The 20,415-nt window shown below is 43.9% G+C and carries 9 protein-coding genes; 2 read left to right on the top strand and 7 right to left on the bottom strand.

Annotation, left to right across the window (positions count from 1 at the left end):
- Positions 1-291: 291 nt before the first annotated feature.
- The 4 genes from DFR58_RS06445 to DFR58_RS06430 all read right to left on the bottom strand — a co-directional run bounded on the left by DFR58_RS06445 (position 292) and on the right by DFR58_RS06430 (position 9,970).
- A complete protein-coding gene (locus tag DFR58_RS06445) occupies positions 292-6,336 on the bottom strand; it encodes an endo-beta-N-acetylglucosaminidase (RefSeq protein WP_114296999.1) in 6,045 nt (2,014 codons plus the stop codon).
- 31 nt (positions 6,337-6,367) lie between these two features.
- Entirely contained in the window at positions 6,368-7,921 is a 1,554-nt protein-coding gene (locus DFR58_RS06440; RefSeq protein ID WP_114296998.1) for an ABC transporter substrate-binding protein, read from the bottom strand.
- 107 nt (positions 7,922-8,028) lie between these two features.
- Positions 8,029-8,982, bottom strand: coding sequence for a carbohydrate ABC transporter permease (locus tag DFR58_RS06435; protein ID WP_114296997.1), 954 nt, complete (start codon positions 8,980-8,982; stop codon positions 8,029-8,031).
- A gap of 31 nt (positions 8,983-9,013) precedes the next feature.
- Complete coding sequence (locus DFR58_RS06430; RefSeq protein WP_207659141.1) at positions 9,014-9,970, bottom strand: ABC transporter permease; 957 nt, start codon at positions 9,968-9,970, stop codon at positions 9,014-9,016.
- A 439-nt stretch (positions 9,971-10,409) separates the two neighbouring features.
- Here DFR58_RS06430 and DFR58_RS06425 point away from each other — a divergent pair, with 439 nt between their 5' ends.
- Both DFR58_RS06425 and DFR58_RS06420 read left to right on the top strand, forming a co-directional pair.
- Positions 10,410-12,248, top strand: coding sequence for a sensor histidine kinase (locus tag DFR58_RS06425; RefSeq protein WP_114296995.1), 1,839 nt, complete (start codon positions 10,410-10,412; stop codon positions 12,246-12,248).
- Entirely contained in the window at positions 12,217-13,809 is a 1,593-nt protein-coding gene (locus DFR58_RS06420; protein WP_114296994.1) for a response regulator transcription factor, read from the top strand. Before DFR58_RS06425 ends, DFR58_RS06420 begins: the two co-directional genes overlap by 32 nt.
- A gap of 33 nt (positions 13,810-13,842) precedes the next feature.
- Here DFR58_RS06420 and DFR58_RS06415 read toward each other — a convergent pair whose 3' ends face one another.
- The 3 genes from DFR58_RS06415 to DFR58_RS06405 form a co-directional block, all read right to left on the bottom strand.
- Positions 13,843-17,004: an alpha-mannosidase gene (locus DFR58_RS06415; RefSeq protein WP_114296993.1), complete on the bottom strand. Its 3,162-nt coding sequence runs from the start codon at positions 17,002-17,004 to the stop codon at positions 13,843-13,845.
- 118 nt (positions 17,005-17,122) lie between these two features.
- Positions 17,123-17,398: an ArsR/SmtB family transcription factor gene (locus tag DFR58_RS06410; RefSeq protein ID WP_114296992.1), complete on the bottom strand. Its 276-nt coding sequence runs from the start codon at positions 17,396-17,398 to the stop codon at positions 17,123-17,125.
- A 103-nt stretch (positions 17,399-17,501) separates the two neighbouring features.
- A complete protein-coding gene (locus tag DFR58_RS06405) occupies positions 17,502-19,970 on the bottom strand; it encodes an FAD-dependent oxidoreductase (protein WP_114296991.1) in 2,469 nt (822 codons plus the stop codon).
- Positions 19,971-20,415 lie beyond the last annotated feature (445 nt).

Raw genomic sequence — 20,415 nt, 5'->3', positions numbered from 1 at the left:
AAAACTATTTTGAATGAAATCGTAATCTTTAGTTCTTGCAAAAAAGTAGTGAAGGAATCTTGGGGACGGATTCCTGTGCTTCCGCAGCGCAGCGTAGGACTGAAGGGAAAGCATAGGAACCGTACCCCATGATGCCGTAGCGGTGGCAAGCTGCAGTTTCTCAAATAACTCTGGAGTTTTCACACAGTCTGGTATAGCTTATATGTAATGTAAGAAGCTTTTTTTATATATAACTGTAAAAAGGGCAGTGTAGAATAAAATCCCACACTGCCCTTTTTATATCCCACTTTTTTATTTGCTTATCAGGTTGTATATCATTACCGCCGCCGAAGCTCTTGTAATATTACCCTTCGGGCTGATACCTTTTCCTCCGCCCTTTACTATTCCTGCTTTTACAAGATTGGCTATGCTCTGTCTTGCATAACTGGCTATTTCCTTCTCATCATTGAATTTCTGCAATTCATCAGTTTCCGCTGTGTCATAGCTCCTGCCGCTTATTTGAAGCGCCCTGTCCGCAAGCACCATTATATCCTGTCTGGATATCTCCTTGTCGGGACTGAATTTATCAGTTCCTCCTCCTGTTGCTATTCCCAGAGCCTTGGCTGTTGCTATCTCACGGCTGTATTTGTAATCCTCGCCCACATCATTGAAATTCTGATCAGCTTTTGCATAAAGCCCCAGAGCTCTTACCAGCATACCTATAAATTCTCCTCTTGTCATATCCTCTGCCGGCTCGTATTCTGTGCGGTCTGTGTCTATAACACCCTTAGATGCCAATACCTCAATCTGCTTCTGTGCCCATTTGAATTGGCCGGCATCGTCAAATGTCTTGCTTACATAGGCCACCGCATATTTGCCTGGTGTATCAGTGGTAAACACAACCTTGCCTGTCACAGGGTTGAACCTTGAGCTGGGGACAGGCACAGAACTGCCGTTTTGGTCTATGCGCAATACCACAATATTCTCCTGACTGCTCAGTTCCTTATCTGAAGGCCTGTAGGCCAGAGACATGGTTACAGAGCCCCCATTCCATTGCACCTCTTTTGCACCTGCTTGAAGCTTAACTTCTACTGAAGGCCTGTCCCCCACAAGATGTTTTACTCCTTCGCCAAAGCCTTCCTTATCAGCTTTCCCTATGCTTACAGTGATCCTGTCTTTGATCTCCTTGCTGCTGTAAAGCATATTTCCAGGGAGTGCAACGCTGCCCGAGGCTGTGTCAATAATAATTGCTTTGTCATTAACAGCAGATGACAACACCGACACAGGAAGCTCCACAGAATATTGTCTCGCATTCTTTACTTCGGGAAGGCTTACCATAACCGTCTTTTTATTCCCGCTGTCTTCCTTTGCCATCTCCACGGCCTTCTTAATGACATCTGCCCCAATAGAAGCCTTCGCATTCTTATTTCCATCAAGTACAGGTGCTATTACTATAGTTGCTGTACCATCCTGATTTGCCTGAACCTGAGGTTTAGGTAAAGGAGTGCTTTCAGATGAAGAGCTATGTGGATTACTGGGTGGTGTGTACGAAGGCTCTGTCACAGTCACGGAACACTCTGCGTACTTTGACGCATCCTCTGCACTTGAAGCCCTTACGGTAGCCGTACCTGCCTTAGCCGCCGTAACAAGCCCCCCGCTGACCGTTACCACTCCTGCAGTGCTCTCATTCAGCACCTGCCATACAACATTTTTGTTTGAAGCATCCTCGGGAAGAACCGCAGCGGTAAGCTGTTCACTCGCTCCTGTCTGCAATGATACCGTGGTCTTATTAAGACTTACCTGCTCTACAGGTATAACAGGGTCGGCTCCAGCATTAACTGTTACAGCACACTCTGCGTACTTTGACGCATCCTCTGCGCTTGAAGCTCTTACGGTAGCCGTACCTTCCTTAACCGCCGTAACAAGCCCGCCGCTGACCGTTACCACTCCTGCAGCGCTCTCATTCACAACCTGCCATACAACATTTTTGTTTGAAGCATCCTCGGGAAGAACCTCAGCGGTAAGCTGTCCGGCCTGTCCAGGCTCAAGAGTCAATGTATTATGTTCCAGACTTACGCTTTCTACAGCTACCGTTCCGGCAAGGGTTGTAAAATCTTTTATGTCCCCATAGAAAGTACCGACAGAATTAGTTGCATACGCCCTGTAATAATATGTTGTTCCGCTTTCGAGCCCTTCAATAGAAGTTGAAAAGCTGTCGTCACCGCCTTCTACAGCTATTTTGGAATCTTCCTCGGTAGGATCGTTATCGGTAGAGTATACAAAGCCCCTTTGAGTTACCGTGCTTCCTCCGTCAGACTCCACTTGGCCGGAGATTTCCGCACTGTTCTGCGTAATTTCCGATGCAGAGCCTGTAATTACTGTAGGAGTGTTTATTTCCCGCATAAGGCTTATCGACATAATTTTTATATTGGTATTATCGGGCAATGTTAGTCCCGTAACGGTAGTTCCTCTTTCAGGTGTCAGATAATAGGCAAATATACCGCATGGGGTGTTGTCATCTTCATTTGTGCAGCGGTGTCTGTGAGTCATTGCCAGCACTGTGTCCTGTCCGCTTGTGCACCAGTCATTCATTGCTACGCTTACTTCACTGCCGTCAGATTCTGAATAATTGATAGTGAAGGTGCCTGTCTTATTTCCATCTGTGGTGGAACCCAAAAGCATTATGGAGGCATAGCTGCCCTCATCAAAATCTATGTCCTGGCCTGTGCAGTCTATGACATTGTTGTCGCCATCGGTAAATGAGCCCCATTGAAAATCTATTCCATTATAGGAAGTAATGCCGGATTCCTCAACAAGATCTGCCGAATAGCAGAAGTACCACGGATAGTTGCCTCCGTCAAAATTTCCATCTTCTCTGTTTGAATCATAGCTGAAGCCGTCTCTGTTAAAATAGCTCTCAAGATCCACCTTCATTACTTCTTTTACGCTTTCTGTCCGTGTTATGAAGTTCTTTATCTCTCCGTAGGCGGTACCTTCGGAATTGGCGGCATAGGCTCTGTAATAATACTTCGTTTGGCTGGAAAGCCCTGTAATATTTGCTTTGTAGCTGCCGCTTCCGCTTCCTTCTTTCACCAGCGTGCCGTTCTCTTCCGAGGGGCTGGCATTCTGAGAGTATATGAAGCCTCTTTCGGTTACCATGCTGCCGCCGTCTGAGGTTACTTCAGCAGAAAGTGCAGCACTGTCATAGGTTATATTTTCCGCTCCGCCTGTCGCCACCTGGGGAATAGTCTCCTCCCCTGTCAGGGTGTTAAATGATTTAACCTCTCCGTAAGCGATACCTTCGGAATTGACGGCATATGCCCTGTAATAATATGCTGTTCCCATTTCGAGCCCTGTAATGCTGGCCGAAAAGCTGTCCTGTACACCAGCGGATTTTATAACAGTGCCATTGGCTTCAGTCGGATCATTATTTTGAGAGTATACGAAGCCTCTTTCGGATATTGTATCGTTACCGTCCGAGGTTATATTTCCATGAATTACCGCACCCTCCGCAGTAATATCCGATGCCTCCCCCGTTGTTACATCAGGCAAGGTTATCTGAACCTGTCTGAGATATATCCGCTCCGACTTATTGCCTTCATAGTCCTCCATCACCACATACATAGTCTCTGCTGACGATGTGAATTTCAGGCATGATTTTGTTGAGCGTCCGCGTATAATCATCGGCTTGTTCCCTACACTGTATGTAGTGGCAAATTGTTTGGGATTTCCGTCTTCATATACGTACATATACCGCCAGTCCCTCGTATTAGGCATAGGCAGATTGAGCGTATTGCCGTTCCACGACCATTCTTCTGCATAAGGCTCGCAAACCTTGTCTATGAAATTTCCGCTGACGGAAACCGGAGGATTGCTTCCCACAGCTATCTGTACAATATAGTCGTCTCCGTTTACAGGCATATCTGTAAATGCAGCAGAGACTGACCCTGACGGCACCGTTGTTTCTTTTGATATTACAGCTTCCGGTTTAAGGTTTAATGACCTCACCTTAACGGTGATATCCCCCGAAGCATTTACGGGATTCGTCCAGGAAACGTTGAAATTTCCGTCTTCCTTTGATTCCACATTAATATTGCTACCCGCTTTGCCGAGGTCAAACGGCACAGATGCTGCCTCGCCTTCAACACCATCCGCCCCAACCGGGACAACCTTCACCGTTCCCGACGCGGCAGGAAGTTTTTTAATATACAATACACCGTCATACTTGCCGCCTACATAAATATCGTTTACATAAACGTTATATTGTTTTACTTTGGAGTAATCTGTATCCATGTCCCATTTGATATTCATTTCACCCGTGTTTACAAAGATATCCGTTATCTCGAGTCCTGAAGGAGCAGAGGGCTCTGCCGCTGACCCGTCATAAACCCTTATTTGTCCGATATTCATCTGATAGCCGTCAATTGCAGCACCGCCGTTGTCGAATACAAGTCCCATTACGGCGGCAGTTCTGCCGGCATAAGCCGAAAGGTCAAGCTGCTTCGATATCCAGCCCGCCGTCTTATTCCCGGAATCTGCAACAGGTACCTTTACTACAGTATCAGGGGCATCCTTAAATATCAGGCCCACACTCATAGTTGAAGCATCACCGTCGGAAGGCTTATTATATGTAATTGACAATTTGGAATTTGCATTGATGCTTATTTCTGTCTTATACAAACGCAAGAAATCTTCGGCATTCAGATTGCCGTTTACAACAAGGGAGCTTCCCCCGTTGTAACCGCCTATTTTCTGATAAGCGAAACGGTTATTTGTATTGCCTGTCATACTGTATTTCTCGCCATAGTCAAAGTCTGCCTCAAGCTTATTGCCCGTTGTCTCCTGCCACCACTGCCACGTAACCGGAATATCCTGAAGGCTCATGTTGGACCATTCATCGTTGTTGGACACCGACCCGTTTACATAATATGATAGTCCGTGGCCCGTATTAAAGTTTGTAAAGAAATTTGTTCCTTCTATGACTGAACGCTCCGAAATAACCGAAGCTATACCCGGCCAATAACGATTATCTGCATAAACGTCACCAAATCCATTAGTTGCAGCCTTCGCCGTGTTTTTTGGATCTTGGTTGGGGCCTGACCACCACAGACGATCGCGTACCGTTGTCATCCATTGATAATCATTCTCCGACCTGTGACTAACGGGCCATGAAAGTCCCATGTCTTCATCCAGACCCGCATGGACAAAATCAGTACCAAGCACTGCTATGCTTGTATCAGGCAAACCACTGCCGTTTAGCTTGCTATTTAACGCAGAGCCCTGTACACTTTTAAATCTATCCCTGCCGCCTTCAAGTCCTGCAAATCCAACGTCAAATATATTGTAATTCGTACCATAGTTAGAATTTAAAGCGTTGAGGTAGCTATTTGAGCTATTAATGAGTGCCGAACCTACTCCATAATCAAAAAAGAATGAATTTGTAACCGGTTCATTAGCAGCTCTGTCATACAGCCAACTGATATTGCTGTCGGCAAATGTCCTCGCAAAAGAATTTGAGCCTGTGCCGGTATTTACAGAGTCATACCATTGCACATAAAGCCCCTCCTTCTGAAATACCTTTAAAAAAGCTATGTAGTCAGGAATATCCTGGGTCTGTATGTTAGGGCCCACTTCTTCTTGATTAAAGAAATATCCGTCATAGCCAAAATAGTGTGCCATTTCAACCATTTTCTCGGCAACGGGGAATTTACCGTTTTCATCCTTTACAATCATTTGCTTGTAAGTCTGCTGTCCACGGTCGTTATTGGAAAAGAAAACACACGCAAGAGACAAAACTCCGTTTTTATGAGCTGCGTCGGTATACGTGGGGTTGGGGATATTCAGACAGCCGAATTCAAACCACTTCTGCTGCCAATTCGACTGAGCGAGGTCATCATAGTATTGCGGAGGAGTATATGCTGTTGCCGTACCATGCCAGTATGAATAGTAATCGACATACTGCCAGAAGTTGAAATGATATTGCGCAAATTTATTGGTATATGCAGCATTCTCAATAAATGCGTTTCCATAGTCGCCCGCCAAGTTAAACATCTTAACTTTTGGATCGAGATTCGGGTTGGCCTGTGTCTGTGCAAAGGCATTTATGCGCTGCTGCAGCGGTATAAAAGACCTCAGCATTTCTGCGCCGGGATCGGTTTCAGGGCTCCAGTCGAGAATCTGTCCGCTGGTATAGCCATGCACACTCGGCTGGTTCACACCATGTGCGCTTTCCCCTTTAAACGGCCATGTATCGCCTGCCACCACCAGCATTACCAAGCTTTGACTTACCAGTGCAACTGTCAGTACAAAGGCTAGAGCCTTTTTAAAGCTTCCTCTTTTAATAAGCTTACCGCTCATTGTTTTTCCCCCTTTTTCGTAAAGCCGTTTTTTATTTACCGTTTGCCGCCTTCCATTCGTCAATCTGCTTCTGAAGCTCCTTCTTAACCGCATCATAACCATTTGAATTCATCTTATCCATATATTTGGGCAGATAAGACTTATAGTCAACTGTGCCTGTAACGATAGGACGGTAGAATTCCGCATGTATGTTGCTTAATGCCGCTACCTCTTTCTTTACACCGTCAAGGTTGGAATTAAATCCAAGAATAGGGGACTTGATTCCCGAATCGTTAAAGCTCTTGTACTGATCCCACAGGTCATCGGGATCATCTTGATAAAGGTTGCATATAAACCTGTTTCCAAGTGAGAAGGAAGGCATGTTGTAGTCATTAGTTCCTTTTTCCAGATCAATCTGCTTTCCGTTTTCCATTTTATAGTGTACATTCTCTATTCCCGAATCAACCATATTTCTTACAAACTTATCGGTATTGAGCAGGTTCAAAAACTCCATTGATTTTTCAGGATTCTTGGATGTAGCCGATATTGCTATCATTGAGCCCGAAAGCTGGCTTCCCGAGATGTAAAGGTCTCCTGTAATAGGAGTAGATACAACAGGGTCTTTCTCTTCCCTTGACCATATCTGATCGGCACCGGGGAGCCATCCTCCTATTCTTACAAACCACTTTCCTGTTTTCTTGTAATCCTGATCGGTGCTGGTGGCAGCATCCTTTCTTATGTAGCCTGCGTTAAAATATTTCCTCATTGTATCGAGGCTCTTTAATACATCCGGCTGTTCAAAATACTCTATTACCTTGTAATCCTTAGTAGACATAGGTACCACCATAGGAATGGAGGTTCCTGCCGCCCACTCATAATCATCGGCCTGTCTCGGAAGGTTAAAGTCATTGCGCACCACAAGCAAATCGCCAATGTCTTTTTCTCCCTCTTTTACGGTTCTGAGCATGGGTTCCAGTTCTTCCAGTGTAAGAGGCTTTGAAATATCAAGCTTATACTTTTCTACAAGTGTTTTATTGAATAGCCATCTGGACTGGGCCGACAATTCCTTGTTAACTGGTATGGCATAAAGCTTTCCGTTAACCTTGTTGGCTTCGAGGAATAAAGGGTTCTCACTTTCAATAATCCCCTTCCCGTATTCCTTCAGCAAATCATCAACAGGAAGAAATGCATTCCTTGCAACATTAGGCAGGTACTGGTTTGCCCATGAACAGGTAAAGCAAAGGTCATAGGGCTCACCCGAGGAAATGATTACATTCATTTTGTTGTTATAGTCATCTCCCCAGTTAAACTGCGTCATCTTTACCGTTGCATTTATCTTCTCCTTGGTATACTTGCTCAGCTCTTCCATAACATCAGGAATATCCTTTTGCGGAGAACCGATGGTGTACCACATAATTTCATAAGGCTTTCCCTTGTCCTCAGTATTTTCATTTTTTACCGCTGTCTTATCACCTGCGGCTGTCTTATCTTTTCCCGAAGCTGCACCGTCATTTGAGCCGCAGCCCGACATCAGGACAGCAAACAGCATAAATGTTGCCAGCATTAGTGTCAGGGCTTTTTTTGTTTTCGTTAACTTATACATCATAATTCCTCCTTGTTTTTTATTATTTAAACAAATTACACCGCATTTTGCCAAAAAGCATAATTTGCATAAACGACCCGTTATTATGAAGCTTTAAGGGCTTGTTTAACCTAACCCTTAACCGCACCCACCTGCAGTCCCTGTATAAAGTATCTCTGAAAAAACGGATAGGCCAGTGTTATTGGAAGTGTGCTTATAAAAACCATAGCCATTCTTGAGCTTTCGGCGGGAACAGACTTAAAGGCATCACTTGCATTTGCTCCCAGCATGGAGCTGTTTCTGACAAGGAAATCTATTTCACTCTGCACCTGAGACAAAAGATATTGCAACGGAAACAGCTTTTCCGTCCTTATGTACAGCAAGGCGTTAAACCAGTCATTCCAGTATGCAAGCGTAGAGAACAACGCTATTGTGGCAATTCCCGGCAGTGACATGGGGAAAACAATAGATACCAGAATTTTTAGCTCATTTGCGCCGTCAATCATGGCAGAATCAATAATCGATTCATGAATACTGGATTTTAAGAATGTCCTCAATACCATTATGTAAAACGCGTCAACACACAGGGGCAGAATCAGTGCAAGCACATTATCCTTCAACCCGAGCAGCTGTGTGTTTATAATATAGCTGGGAACCGTCCCCCCATTAAAAAGTATTGTGAAAATGGCCATAAAAGAGAAGAACCTCCTGTATTTAAAGCCATCGCGGAACAGGGCATAGGCATACATAGTCATAATCGCCACTCCTGTCACAGTTCCTGCAATTGTCACAAATGCGCTTATTCCGAAGGAATTCAGCATCTGATCCCCTATTTTAAATATATACTCGTAGGCTGTCGTTCCCAGCTTTTCAGGGAAAAAACTGTAGCCGTTGGCGGCAATAGCACTTTCATCTGTAATTGAAATAATGAAAACCAGTATGAAAGGCAGCATACATAAAGCCATAAATACTATAAATATAATATTTAAAATAAAATTCGCAACCGGTGAAACCGATCCCGGAGATCTCTTTTTCCCTGTAAACTTAAAATTTGAGCTGTTTTCACCAAAAGCAGACTGGCTCATTTCCATTCCTCCGTATAAAGTTTGTAGTATGTTAAAACAATGCTTGATCCTTGTCAAATCTTCTTACAATTAAATTGGATACCATTATCAGCGTAAAGCCCAGTACCGACTGATAAAGCCCCGCCGCAGAGGTCATGCCTATATCCCCCATTTTCATAAGCCCTCTGTAAACAAACGTATCAATTACATTTGTCACGGGGAACAGTACGCCCGATTCACGCGGGATCTGGTAAAACAAGCCAAAATCAGCATAAAAAATCTTTCCTATTGCAAGCAGTGTAAGTATGACAATCGTCGGCGACAGCAAAGGAATAGTAATATACCTTATCTGCTGTATTTTTTTCGCCCCGTCAATCATAGCGGACTCATAATATGTACTGTCAATACCACATATTGCAGCAAGATAAAATACCGTATAATAACCCACACTTTTCCATAATGCCATTATGGTTAATATCAAAGGCCAATATTCAGGCTCAGAGTACCATGAAACCGTGTCCTTCCCCAGAAATCCCAGCATATTGTTCATTATGCCCTTGTCCACACTTAAAAATGAAAAAAGAAAATAACTGGCCACCACCCAGGAAAGAAAATACGGGAAAATCATTCCGGTTTGATATATTTTAGAAAACCTTTTGCTGCGTATTTCATTAAGTCCTATTGCAAATGCCACAGGTATAACCACCTGGAGAATTATAAACAGTCCGTTATAGCCAATGGTGTTCCTCATAATAATAAAAGCGTCACTAGAAGCAAAAAGGTATTTGAAGTTTTCAAACCCAACCCATTCACTGTTGATAAGACTGAAAACAAAGCCTCTCCTGTCAATTTTGAAATCCTTAAATGCGATAACACTCCCTATCATGGGAAGATATTTAAAAAGTACGAACCATATTGCTCCCGGCAATACCATCAGAAGCAGAAACAGGTTTTTTCTGGTGGATACACGGCCGTTTTTTGCCTCTGTTCCATAGGAATTTACTTTCATTATGTCATCTCCTGCCCGTAATAAATTCATAGACTAATAGTACTTTAGCATTTAGGAAAGAAATATCTTCCGAAATAATTTTCAACAGCATCGGAAAGATGAATTCGGGGGAAAAGTCTCTAGGGAACGAGCATGAATTCACTTTCCTCTGAGGTATTCCTTACGGGTAGATGAAAATTATTCTCCAGAAATTTCTTTCCACCGCCAATCTAACACAGTACTCCTAAGCTCGTGATAATGCAATTAGACCCTAGAGTTATTATATTATAATTATAATGCCGTCCTTGGCGACAGTAAACTTTAATAACTATAGTATTACTGTAAAAATTTTAGCTCAGTCAAAAACGGGGTTTTAACCATATTGTAAAAGCTTCTAAAATTAATTATAATAAATAAGTAGACATAAAACTCCATTATAGTTAAGGATCGGTGCAGGGAAATGAAATTTCATAATAAAAGTTTTAAAATAAAGCTGTTCAATAAAATATTTCTTCTGTATTCGATAGTTACAGTTTTGTCACTTTCTGCACTGTCATTTTTTATAATTGCAAATCTCACTCAAACCTTAAGGCAAAAGGAGCTTAACTTCAACAAGCAAATCCTTGACAGAATAAGCACCAACTTCAGCCAGAAATATTATTCCTCACTGAGCATCATACAGCAGCTCTATGCCAATAATGAGGCGTCCTCCGATTTGACATATTACTTAAAGAATGATTATGACGACTATATCATGCAGAGGCTGGACAGGCTCTACAACAGCCAGTCCAATACGCTTTTCAGATGGCAGACCTATTTTGAGACCTATTTTTCACGGGATCAGGATATCAACAGCATAATGCTGTACAGCAAGAAAAAAAATTTCTTTTCGGTTTACGGCGACAGGAAAATTCCCGGCTCCTTTGAGCTGGACCCAAATATTCAAGGATTTGTGGATAAGCTTTTTGAAAACACCAACCGCTATTATCCGTACATACTTCCCGACAGTAATTTATCCCCTGACAACCAGCAGGTGTATTCCATTATAAGTGAAATAAAAGACCCCGAAACCCTTGAAAATTCAGGTGCGCTGGTTGTTAATTACAACACGGAAGGCATATACCGTACTTATGAAAAATATCTAAAGGACATAAAGGGGTATATTATTATGCTGACCGATGACGGCAGAGTGCTGTTTGATTCCTCGGGAAGGTACTATAAGTCACAATACCCTTATTTCAACATGATTAAGGAATCGGAGCTGCCTCAGTTGCTTGAAGAAAAATCCTATGTGAACCTGATCCGTCTTCCCGACTCAGGGGTCGTTATTGCGGGAGTGATCCCTGTCTCTCATATTATTTCGGGTATCGCTCCCACCGTAAGGACAATATACCTTATTTCTTTTGTGCTGATATTCTTAAGCTTGCTGCTGGCTTACTTTATAATAAGTACCTTTTCAAGACGCACAAAGGTTATTATGCAAGGCATGGAAGCCCTTAAGGAGGGTGATTTTACCACAAGAATACCTGTCGGCAAAAGTGACGATGAGCTATCCCAAATAGCCGTAAATTTCAACCACATGTGCGAGTCTCTTACGGATTATATTAAAAAAGTATATGTATCGGAAATAAAGCAGAAAAATGCCGAGCTTACGGCACTGCAGGCACAGATAAATCCCCACTTTCTTTACAATACTCTCGAGGTCATACGCATGAAGGCGGTATCAACAGGAGCATCCAATGTTGGAAACATGATATATATTCTGGCTGCTTTGTTCAGAAACACGGTAAGAAGTGAAACCTTCATACCAATTTCTGAGGAGCTGAGACAATGCGAGCTTTATCTCCAGTTATTCAGGACAAGGTACGAAGAAAAGCTAACCTATGTTATTGACGTAAAAGAAGAAATTTTCGACTATACCATTGTAAAATTTACTCTTCAGCCTATTATAGAGAACTGCATATTTCACGGAATAAAACAGGATTCGGAGGATAATACCATTATCCTGTCAGGATACCGGGATGCGGGAGATATTTGTTTTACCATCAGCGATAACGGGGCCGGAATCAGTGAAGTACGTCTGAATTATTTAAAAGATGTCTTAAACGGAAAAGGAAATTACCCTTCCAAATCCATCGGCCTTTCAAACGTCCATGAAAGACTCAGAATAATATTCGGAGAGCCTTACGGCCTGAACATTTACAGCGAAGTGCAAAAGGGCACGACAGTTGAAATCAGAATTCCTGCAAAAAAAAGGGAGGATATGAATGACTATGCGCAAGGTATTATTGGTGGATGACGAACCGTTTATACTTGACGGCTTAAAAAATATAATAGACTGGAAGGCTTATGGGTTTGAGATAAGCGGACAGGCCCTCAATGGAGAGGAGGCTTATGCAATTTTCCTTAAGGAACCGTGTGACGTACTGATTACAGACATTACCATGCCCAAAATGGATGGATTGAAGTTGATAAGTAAAGTAAAAAGGCTTAATCCTGATACAAAATTCATTGTGCTGAGCGGATATAACGAATTTGATTTTGTTAAGCAGGGAATAGTTCTTGGAATAGAAAACTATCTTCTGAAGCCTGTAAACATTGAAGAGCTTGTATCTACCCTTACAAACACACTGAAAAAACTGGAGTCCTCCGTTTACAGCGATATATACAGCAATGAAAATTTCAACATATTAAGAGACAACATACTGTACAGGTGGGCTACCGACAGAATTGACTATTCCGAGCTTAAGGAACGCTCCGAAGTACTTCAGATCAATATAAGCCATTCTTATTATTGGGCATGTATATTAAAGGTTTCATTCAGGCGTTCCTCAAAATCGTCTGCGGCTTACGCAAAGCTTCCGCCCTTCTCAACCGTTTACAGCAGTATTTATACCGTCATCGGGCAAAATAGCTCGTGCCTTTGCTTTAATAACTTTGACGGAGAATTTATACTTATATTCGGGTCTGAATCGGAAGCCACCGGAGAAGCATTTATCAGGCAGAAGCTTGATGTGCTACGGCCGGAAGTAGAACGCCTTCCTAATATGGGGGTTTTTATAACCGTAGGAGATTGTCAGCCGGGATGCACAAACCTTTGCAAGAGCTACTCTCATGCAAAGCAAATGCAGGAATACAGCCTGATAAATCCCCATGAAAAAATCCTGTTTTACCAAGCTTCAAATGATGAACCTCAATCGGACAGTACTCAGTTTAAGATAGATTATCAGTGCCTTTCAAAGCTGCTTCTGTCAAAAAACAAAGAAGAAGCATCCGAATTTATCGATTCGGTCTTTGAAGCTATGCAAAGCAGTCCCAATATAACCCCCTCTTACATTCATAACTGCTGCATTGAAATGCTTTTGCATATTAATAAAACGGTACATAATTTTGATTACAGCAGTTCTTTTGCAGAAAATGATTATAAGGAATTATTCTTATCGGTTATCAAGCTGCACAGCCTTGAGCATCTGAAGGATTATATCAAAAGCATTGCAGAGAATGCTATCAACTGCCTGATAGCCGATGACAACAGGGTCAGCCCCATAATACGCCAGGTTTTGAACCACATCAACAAGCACTACACCGAGGAATTGTCCTTAAAAACTCTGGGGCACAGGCTAAATGTCAGTCCTGTATATCTGGGGCAGCTATTTCAAAAGGAAGTAGGCCAGCTATTCAATGAATATGTAAATGTATTTAAAATGGAAAAGGCAAAGCAGATGCTCTTAAACACCAATCTTACAGCCACAGAAATATCTAAAAAAATAGGATTCCCGGATTCAAACTACTTTTTCAGATTATTTAAAAAGTATGTCGGAGTGTCCCCTTCAGAGCTCAGGCTTCATAAGCAATATTAACCCGCGGCCCTTACGAGCCGCGGACATGGTTTTTTATAACACAAGTCTGAAGGTTTTAATTTCATAAGGCTTTATCAAAAACTCAAAGCTGTTCCCGTCAGAATCCACAGGGGACAGAATATTCTCCATAAGGTCGCATTCGTATACCTGTTTAAATTCTTTGAAAGATGTCAGCTGTGCCGCACTTCTCCTGTTGTGGCACTCATACATCCTAACAATAATGTCGCTGTTGTCTTCAGCAAGCTTTACCGTTTCAAGAACAATATTGTCCCTGTTTATGCCAATTAGCGAGAACACCTTAGGCAAATCCCCTCCATGCGCTTCCTCAAGCTTTGTATACATAGGACAATTCAACTCGTACGCCGCCTTAACCGTACCGCCCTTTTTCCAATCCTCCGCATGGGGGAAAATAGAATATGTAAACTCATGAAGCTCCCTGTCGGCATCAGGATAAGGCACAACTCCGGATTTCAAAAGGGTTATGCGCATTATTCCATCCTTTATGTCATACCCATACTTGCAGTCGTTCATCAGACTTATTCCATAACCGTCCTCCGAAAGGTCGGCCCATTTGTGGGCACATACCTCAAACCTTGCGGTATCCCAGCTTGTATTCCAGCAGGTGGGTCTTTCCACATTGCCGAACTGCACGTCATAAGCCGCCTTATCTGTGTGGATATCTACCGGGAAAGCGGCTTTTAAAAGGATTTGGCTCTGCTTCCAATCAATTGTTGTATTAAAATCAATTCTGGGAACATGGGTATAAATACATATCCTTTGTATTATAACAGAATCCAGAAACCGTCTCCTTATTTCCACAGAAGCCCTTACAGGGCCGTTTTCAACTGCTTCTATGCTCTCCACATCATTTATTTCCCACATCTTCTGGGAATAAAAAATATTTATATCCCATGCATCATAGTCCAGAGGCATATCCTCAAAAGCTTGCAGCACGTTTCCTCTGGAGCCCTGTGTCAATAATTCCCTTTTGTTCGTTTTATCATAAATGGATGAAAGGGTTCCCTGAACGTCAAGCCTTATATCAAAAAAGCGGTTTGTAAGGCGGTATTTATCAGCCTGAGCAAAAGCCCCACTCTCTTCACAGCAAACGCGTAAGTCCTCACCCTTCACCAGTTCAAATGCCTTATATCCCTTGGAAGGAATTTTCTCGGCAAAAAACATAAGCTGGGTCTGTCCCTCGGAGGAATTGTTGCAAATTTTCTGTACAGGCAGAATATTTCCCTCATCCCCCAGAAGTTGTATATCCCCCATGTCCTCAGGTACATTTAATGAAACGACGTCACTTCTTTCAAAGCCCAATTGATTAAATACCACTACCGACTTCCCATGCAGTGCGATGTTGGCGCCAATATTGCCAATTGCTTCATCAAGCAGGCCTTCTCCATCCTTTATGACTCGTAAATAATCTTTTTTGGAATCGTCGTATACCTCTTTTATTGAAGACCCCGGAAGAATATCATGAAACTGGTTTAAAAGAATGGTCTTCCAGCCCGCATTCAGCCTCTCTCTCCTGTAAAGACGCGCAGAGCTTGTCATTGTGCCCATAACCGACAGCATTTCGGCATCCTGATAAAGGAATTCGCACTTCCTGTTAGCCTTCTTATTCCTTGCCATAGAGGTATATGTACCCCTGTGGTTTTCAAAATAAAGCTCCCCCGTCCATTTAGGCATATCCTTGCGGTGACAAACCCTTTCATCAAGATTTTTAAAGAATTCCGCCGCAGTTCCAAGCTTGACTCTAGGGCAGCCGGGTATTCCCTTTTCAAGCCGTCTGGCATTCTCAAGCATTTCTTCTGTGGGGCCGCCGCCTCCATCCCCATACCCGTATGCCACAAGCACCTCATTATTGATGCTCTTTTGCTGGTACCGCTTCCATGCCCCTATAACCTGTGAGGGATTTATGATGCCTGAGTACGTGGTAAAAAACGACCTGTCAACAGAAGCAGCCTCACTGGTGGTAACAAGATACGAAAGAACCTCCGAACCGTCCAGCCCCTTCCACATGAAGGTGTCATACGGAAATTTATTGTACTCATTCCAGCTCAGCTTGGTTGTCATAAAATACTCAATACCGCTTTTTTTCATAATTTGAGGAAGGGCGGCACTGTACCCGAACACATCAGGCATCCACAGCACCTTGCTCTTTACCCCGAATTCCTTTTCAAAAAATCTTGTACCAAAGAGAATCTGTCTTACAAGAGATTCCCCTGACGTGAGGTTGCAGTCAGCCTCCAGCCACATAGAGCCTTCGGCCTCCCATTTCCCTTCTTTAACCCTCTGTACTATGTTCTTATAAATCTCAGGGTACCCCTCTTTGACAAACTCATAGAGCTGAGGCTGACTGGACATGAAAACAAACTCAGGATAACGCTTCATCAGCTCCAGCGCACTCGAAAAGCTCCTCGCCGATTTTTGCTTAGATTGCGATACAGTCCATCTCCATGCAACATCAATATGGGTATGGCCTACACAATACACCGCTGCATCAGAGCTTTTGCACAACCTGCCGTAAAAATTTTCCTCCAGGTGTTTAATGGCTGCCTTTACTGAAGCATTGAACTCTTCAGAAAGAGGCTTCCTGAAATCAATTAAGTTTATGGAAGCATTGAGGCAGCCTAACATATCTATTTTCTTTATATCCTCTTTATCCATCAGAATTGCCGTTTCATACGGGTTCTTTAAATCATAATAAAGCTTTTTTACGTTATTATCCACACAGTGAAGTGATGCCTCCAGTATGCTTTGCTTCTCCTCCATCCCGGAATAGGCATGAAGCACTATGCAGTATTCATCTTCCGCCGTTGCATTGCCTGAAAGTATTATATCCCTGTGGTTTACGTCCAGACCCTGCACGGGAAGGTCGTCAACATATGCCATGAATTGTGGATTCACAGCATCCCAGCCGCCTTCCCTTCCCGTTTTTACCCTGAATACTATTTCCTTGCCCGAAAACCTTTCAGGAACCTTAACAACCATTTTGAACCAGGAATACCTGTCATACCCTCCCCACGTATCACCCGGCTTAAAGTCCTCCCATTCCTCAATATCCCAATTTATTCTTTTTTCATCAGCCTCCCTCTTACACAAGCAGCTTGAAACCTTTTCGCAATCGGGATAAATATATTTTTGAAGCTCCTCGACAGCTCTGCCTACTCTTTCCTGAATTAAAAACATTTCCGCACCCCCGTTTATCAGCCGTACATATACGAATATAGTATCCAATCCCGGGGGTATCCGTAAACTTCAAAAAGTATATCTTCACTAAAATAATTTAAGTTTTATGCGTAATAAATCACTCTTCAAGTATTATTTTTACTATTTCCGCCACTATTGGATTAGTGACGCTGTAGCACACCTCAATGCCCCTTCTGTCACCGTTTATTATCCCTGCCGCCTTAAGCTTTGCAAGGTGCTGGGACACCGTAGATTGAGGCAGCCCCAGACATTCCTGCATTTTAGTCACATTGCACTTATTTTCAAGCAGGCCCTTTACTATGCAAAGCCTGTGAGGATGCGCCAGTGCCTTCAATACCTCGGCCTTGCCCTCATACTTTTTAAAGTCTTCCACAATAATACCTCCGATTTAGAAAGGGCTATTCTGCGAGCATGTGCCCGGGGTGCATACACCGCTCCGCAGCAATTGCATGAGGGAACTTCCGCAGCCGGATGCATCAGATGAACATGCCCATATCCGATTCCTCAACCGCTCCGAGGAAGGAAGCCACTCCCCCAATTTCCACTCCGTCAATAAGCTCTTCTTTTTTTATTCCCATTATATCCATAGACATGTTGCAGGCGATAAACCTTACGCCGTTCGATCTGGCCTGCTCCATCAGCTCCTCCATGGAGGCAACATTCTTTTTGCGCATAAGAAGCCGTATCATTTTAGCTCCCATGCCCCCCATATTCATCTTGGATAATGACAGCTTTTTGGAGCCTCTCGGCATCATAAATCCAAACATTTTCCCGAACAAGTCTTTTTTTACATCCACCTTATCAGATTTTCGCAGAACATTCAAGCCCCAGAAGGTGAAGAACATTGTGACCTTCCTGCCCATCGCGGCTGCTCCGTTTGCAATTATAAAGGACGCTATGCATTTGTCAAGATCATTGCTGAAAACTATAAGTGTTTTGTCATTTTTCTGACCGCGCCCAACACCGGCCTCATTCGGCCTGTCTTTTTTTATAAGGGCTTTAAAGGCGTTATTTTCAAACGACACACCTAAAAGCCTGTTTCCCGTCCTCTCACACCATGTTTTTATATCCTCTCTAAAGGCCGGATCGGTAGCTGTAACCTGAAGCACTTCTCCATGACTCATGGACTTTATGGATTCATAAACCTTCATTATGGGGCCGGGGCACTGAAGCCCGCAGGCATCAAGCCTTATATCGGCATCCGGCACAGCTTCCTTCCCGCAGCCGCCCGCCGACTTTATTTCATCATCCTTACCTATCTTGTCATACTCGTAAATATCCTCATTGGACTGCTTCTGTACCGCAAGCTGGTACGTCTTGTAGCCGCCGCTGAGGTTGTATATCCTGCTGTAGCCCTTCTGTGCCAATATTCTGTAAGCCAGATATCCCCTTAGTCCCACCTGGCAGAATATATACACATCCCTGTCCAGAGGTATTTCATTCAGCCTGCTTCTTATGGTATCAATAGGAATGTTAATGGCTCCGTCAATGCTGCCCAGCTTAAACTCCATAGCATCACGCACATCCAGAAGCACTGATTTAGTTCTGTCTATGGAAGCCACCTCGTCCCAGTGGAATATTGCGCAGTCCTTTTTCAATATGTTTGCCGCCGTAAATCCGGCGATATTAACAGGGTCCTTTGCTGAGGAATACGGCGGTGCGTATGCAAGCTCAAGCTTCTCAAGGTCGTAGACCGACATTCCGGCACGTATGGCGGTAGCCAGCACGTCAATCCTCTTATCAACGCCCTCATAGCCCACTATCTGGGCTCCCAGCACCTTACCGTCATTCTTTGCAAACAGCAGCTTTATAGACATTGGAATAGCTCCGGGATAATAGCCTGCGTGCGAAGCCGAATGGGTGAAGGATTTTTCGTAGTCTATTCCGTTTCGCTTCAATGCCTTTTCATTGCTTCCCGTTGTTGCCACGGTTATATCAAACACCTTTAGTATGGAAGTGCCCTGAGTCCCGTAAAAGCTCTCCTCCATACCGCACATGTTGTCCGCCGCAATCCTTCCCTGCTTGTTTGCGGGCCCCGCAAGGGGTATAAGGGCCTGCTCCCCGCTGACAAAGTCCCGCACCTCCACCGCATCGCCCACGGCGTAAATGTTTGGGTCGGAGGTACGCATATGCTCATCCACCGCTATTCCCGATCTTGCTCCAAGCTTTAAGCCCGCACCGGCGGCAAGCCTTGTCTCGGGCCTCACTCCTATACCCAGCACTACCATGTCGGTCTTTATGGCTCTTCCGCTTGTAAGCTGAACCTGTATGACATTATCAATGCCGGAAAATTCCTTTACTCCGTCGTTTAAATAAAATTCCACATCCTTTGACTTCATGTGCTGATGAACTATAGCCGCCATATCGTAGTCAAGAGGCCCTATAACATGGTTAGCAAGCTCAACGACTGTGACCTTGACACCTCTTTCCGCCAAGTTTTCGGCGACCTCAATGCCTATAAAGCCGGCACCCACCACAACAGCTCTTCTGGGGCGGGTATTATCCACAAAATCCTTTATCCTGTAGGTATCCGGGATATTTCTCAGCGTAAATATTCCGGGAAGATCTATACCGGGAAGAGGCGGCTTTACCGGCTCCGCTCCGGGGGAGAGGAGCAGCTTGTCATAGCCTTCGCTGTAAGTCCTGTTACGGGCCTTGTCATGCACCTCCACCACCTTTTTTGCGGCGTCTATTTTTATAACCTCACTGTTTACTCTGACGTCAATATTGAATCTCTCCCTCATCTTTTCGGGAGTCTGAACCACCAGCTTATCCTTCTCCTTTATAACCTCACCTATATAATAGGGCAGCCCGCAATTTGCAAAGGAAATATACTCGCCCTTTTCAAACAGGATGATCTCCGCATCCTCATTGATTCTCCTGAGTCTAGCGGCAGCACTGGCTCCCCCTGCAACACCGCCCACTATTACAACCTTAAGCCCCATACCGTTACCCCTCCTTATTATCTATACATTCATATATTATGATTTTATGATATATTTGTGTCAATGTCAATACACAAACGGGCAAAAAAATGGGGACACTTCTCAAAAAACGGACAGAGAAATGTCCCTGTTTCCTTTTGTGTCTTCCGCAGCCCCTTGCCGCTTTTGAATGACCAAAATCGGCGGAAAAGTCACCATTCAGACGCCATGAGGGCTTCCGCCGCTAGCAGCCATGCAGTCGCCACGCTATGGGATGAATTTATGACCCTCCTGTCCTCCCCTGTAAGCCTTATTTTTCCATGCAGCCGTGCTTCATGAGACCGAGGCGTATGAGGCTTGCTGCCGCCATTCGGTCTGTGACGGAGGACTTGTATCCGCTGCTGTAGCATTTGTCCTCCACATCCAGTATCATGTCCTCCAGCTCAAGTGCCGCCTCAGGATTGCC

It is taken from the genome of Anaerobacterium chartisolvens, assembly GCF_003337415.1.
Taxonomy (GTDB): Bacteria; Bacillota; Clostridia; order Acetivibrionales; family DSM-27016; genus Anaerobacterium; species Anaerobacterium chartisolvens.
This window is presented reverse-complemented; position numbering and strand designations above follow the sequence as displayed.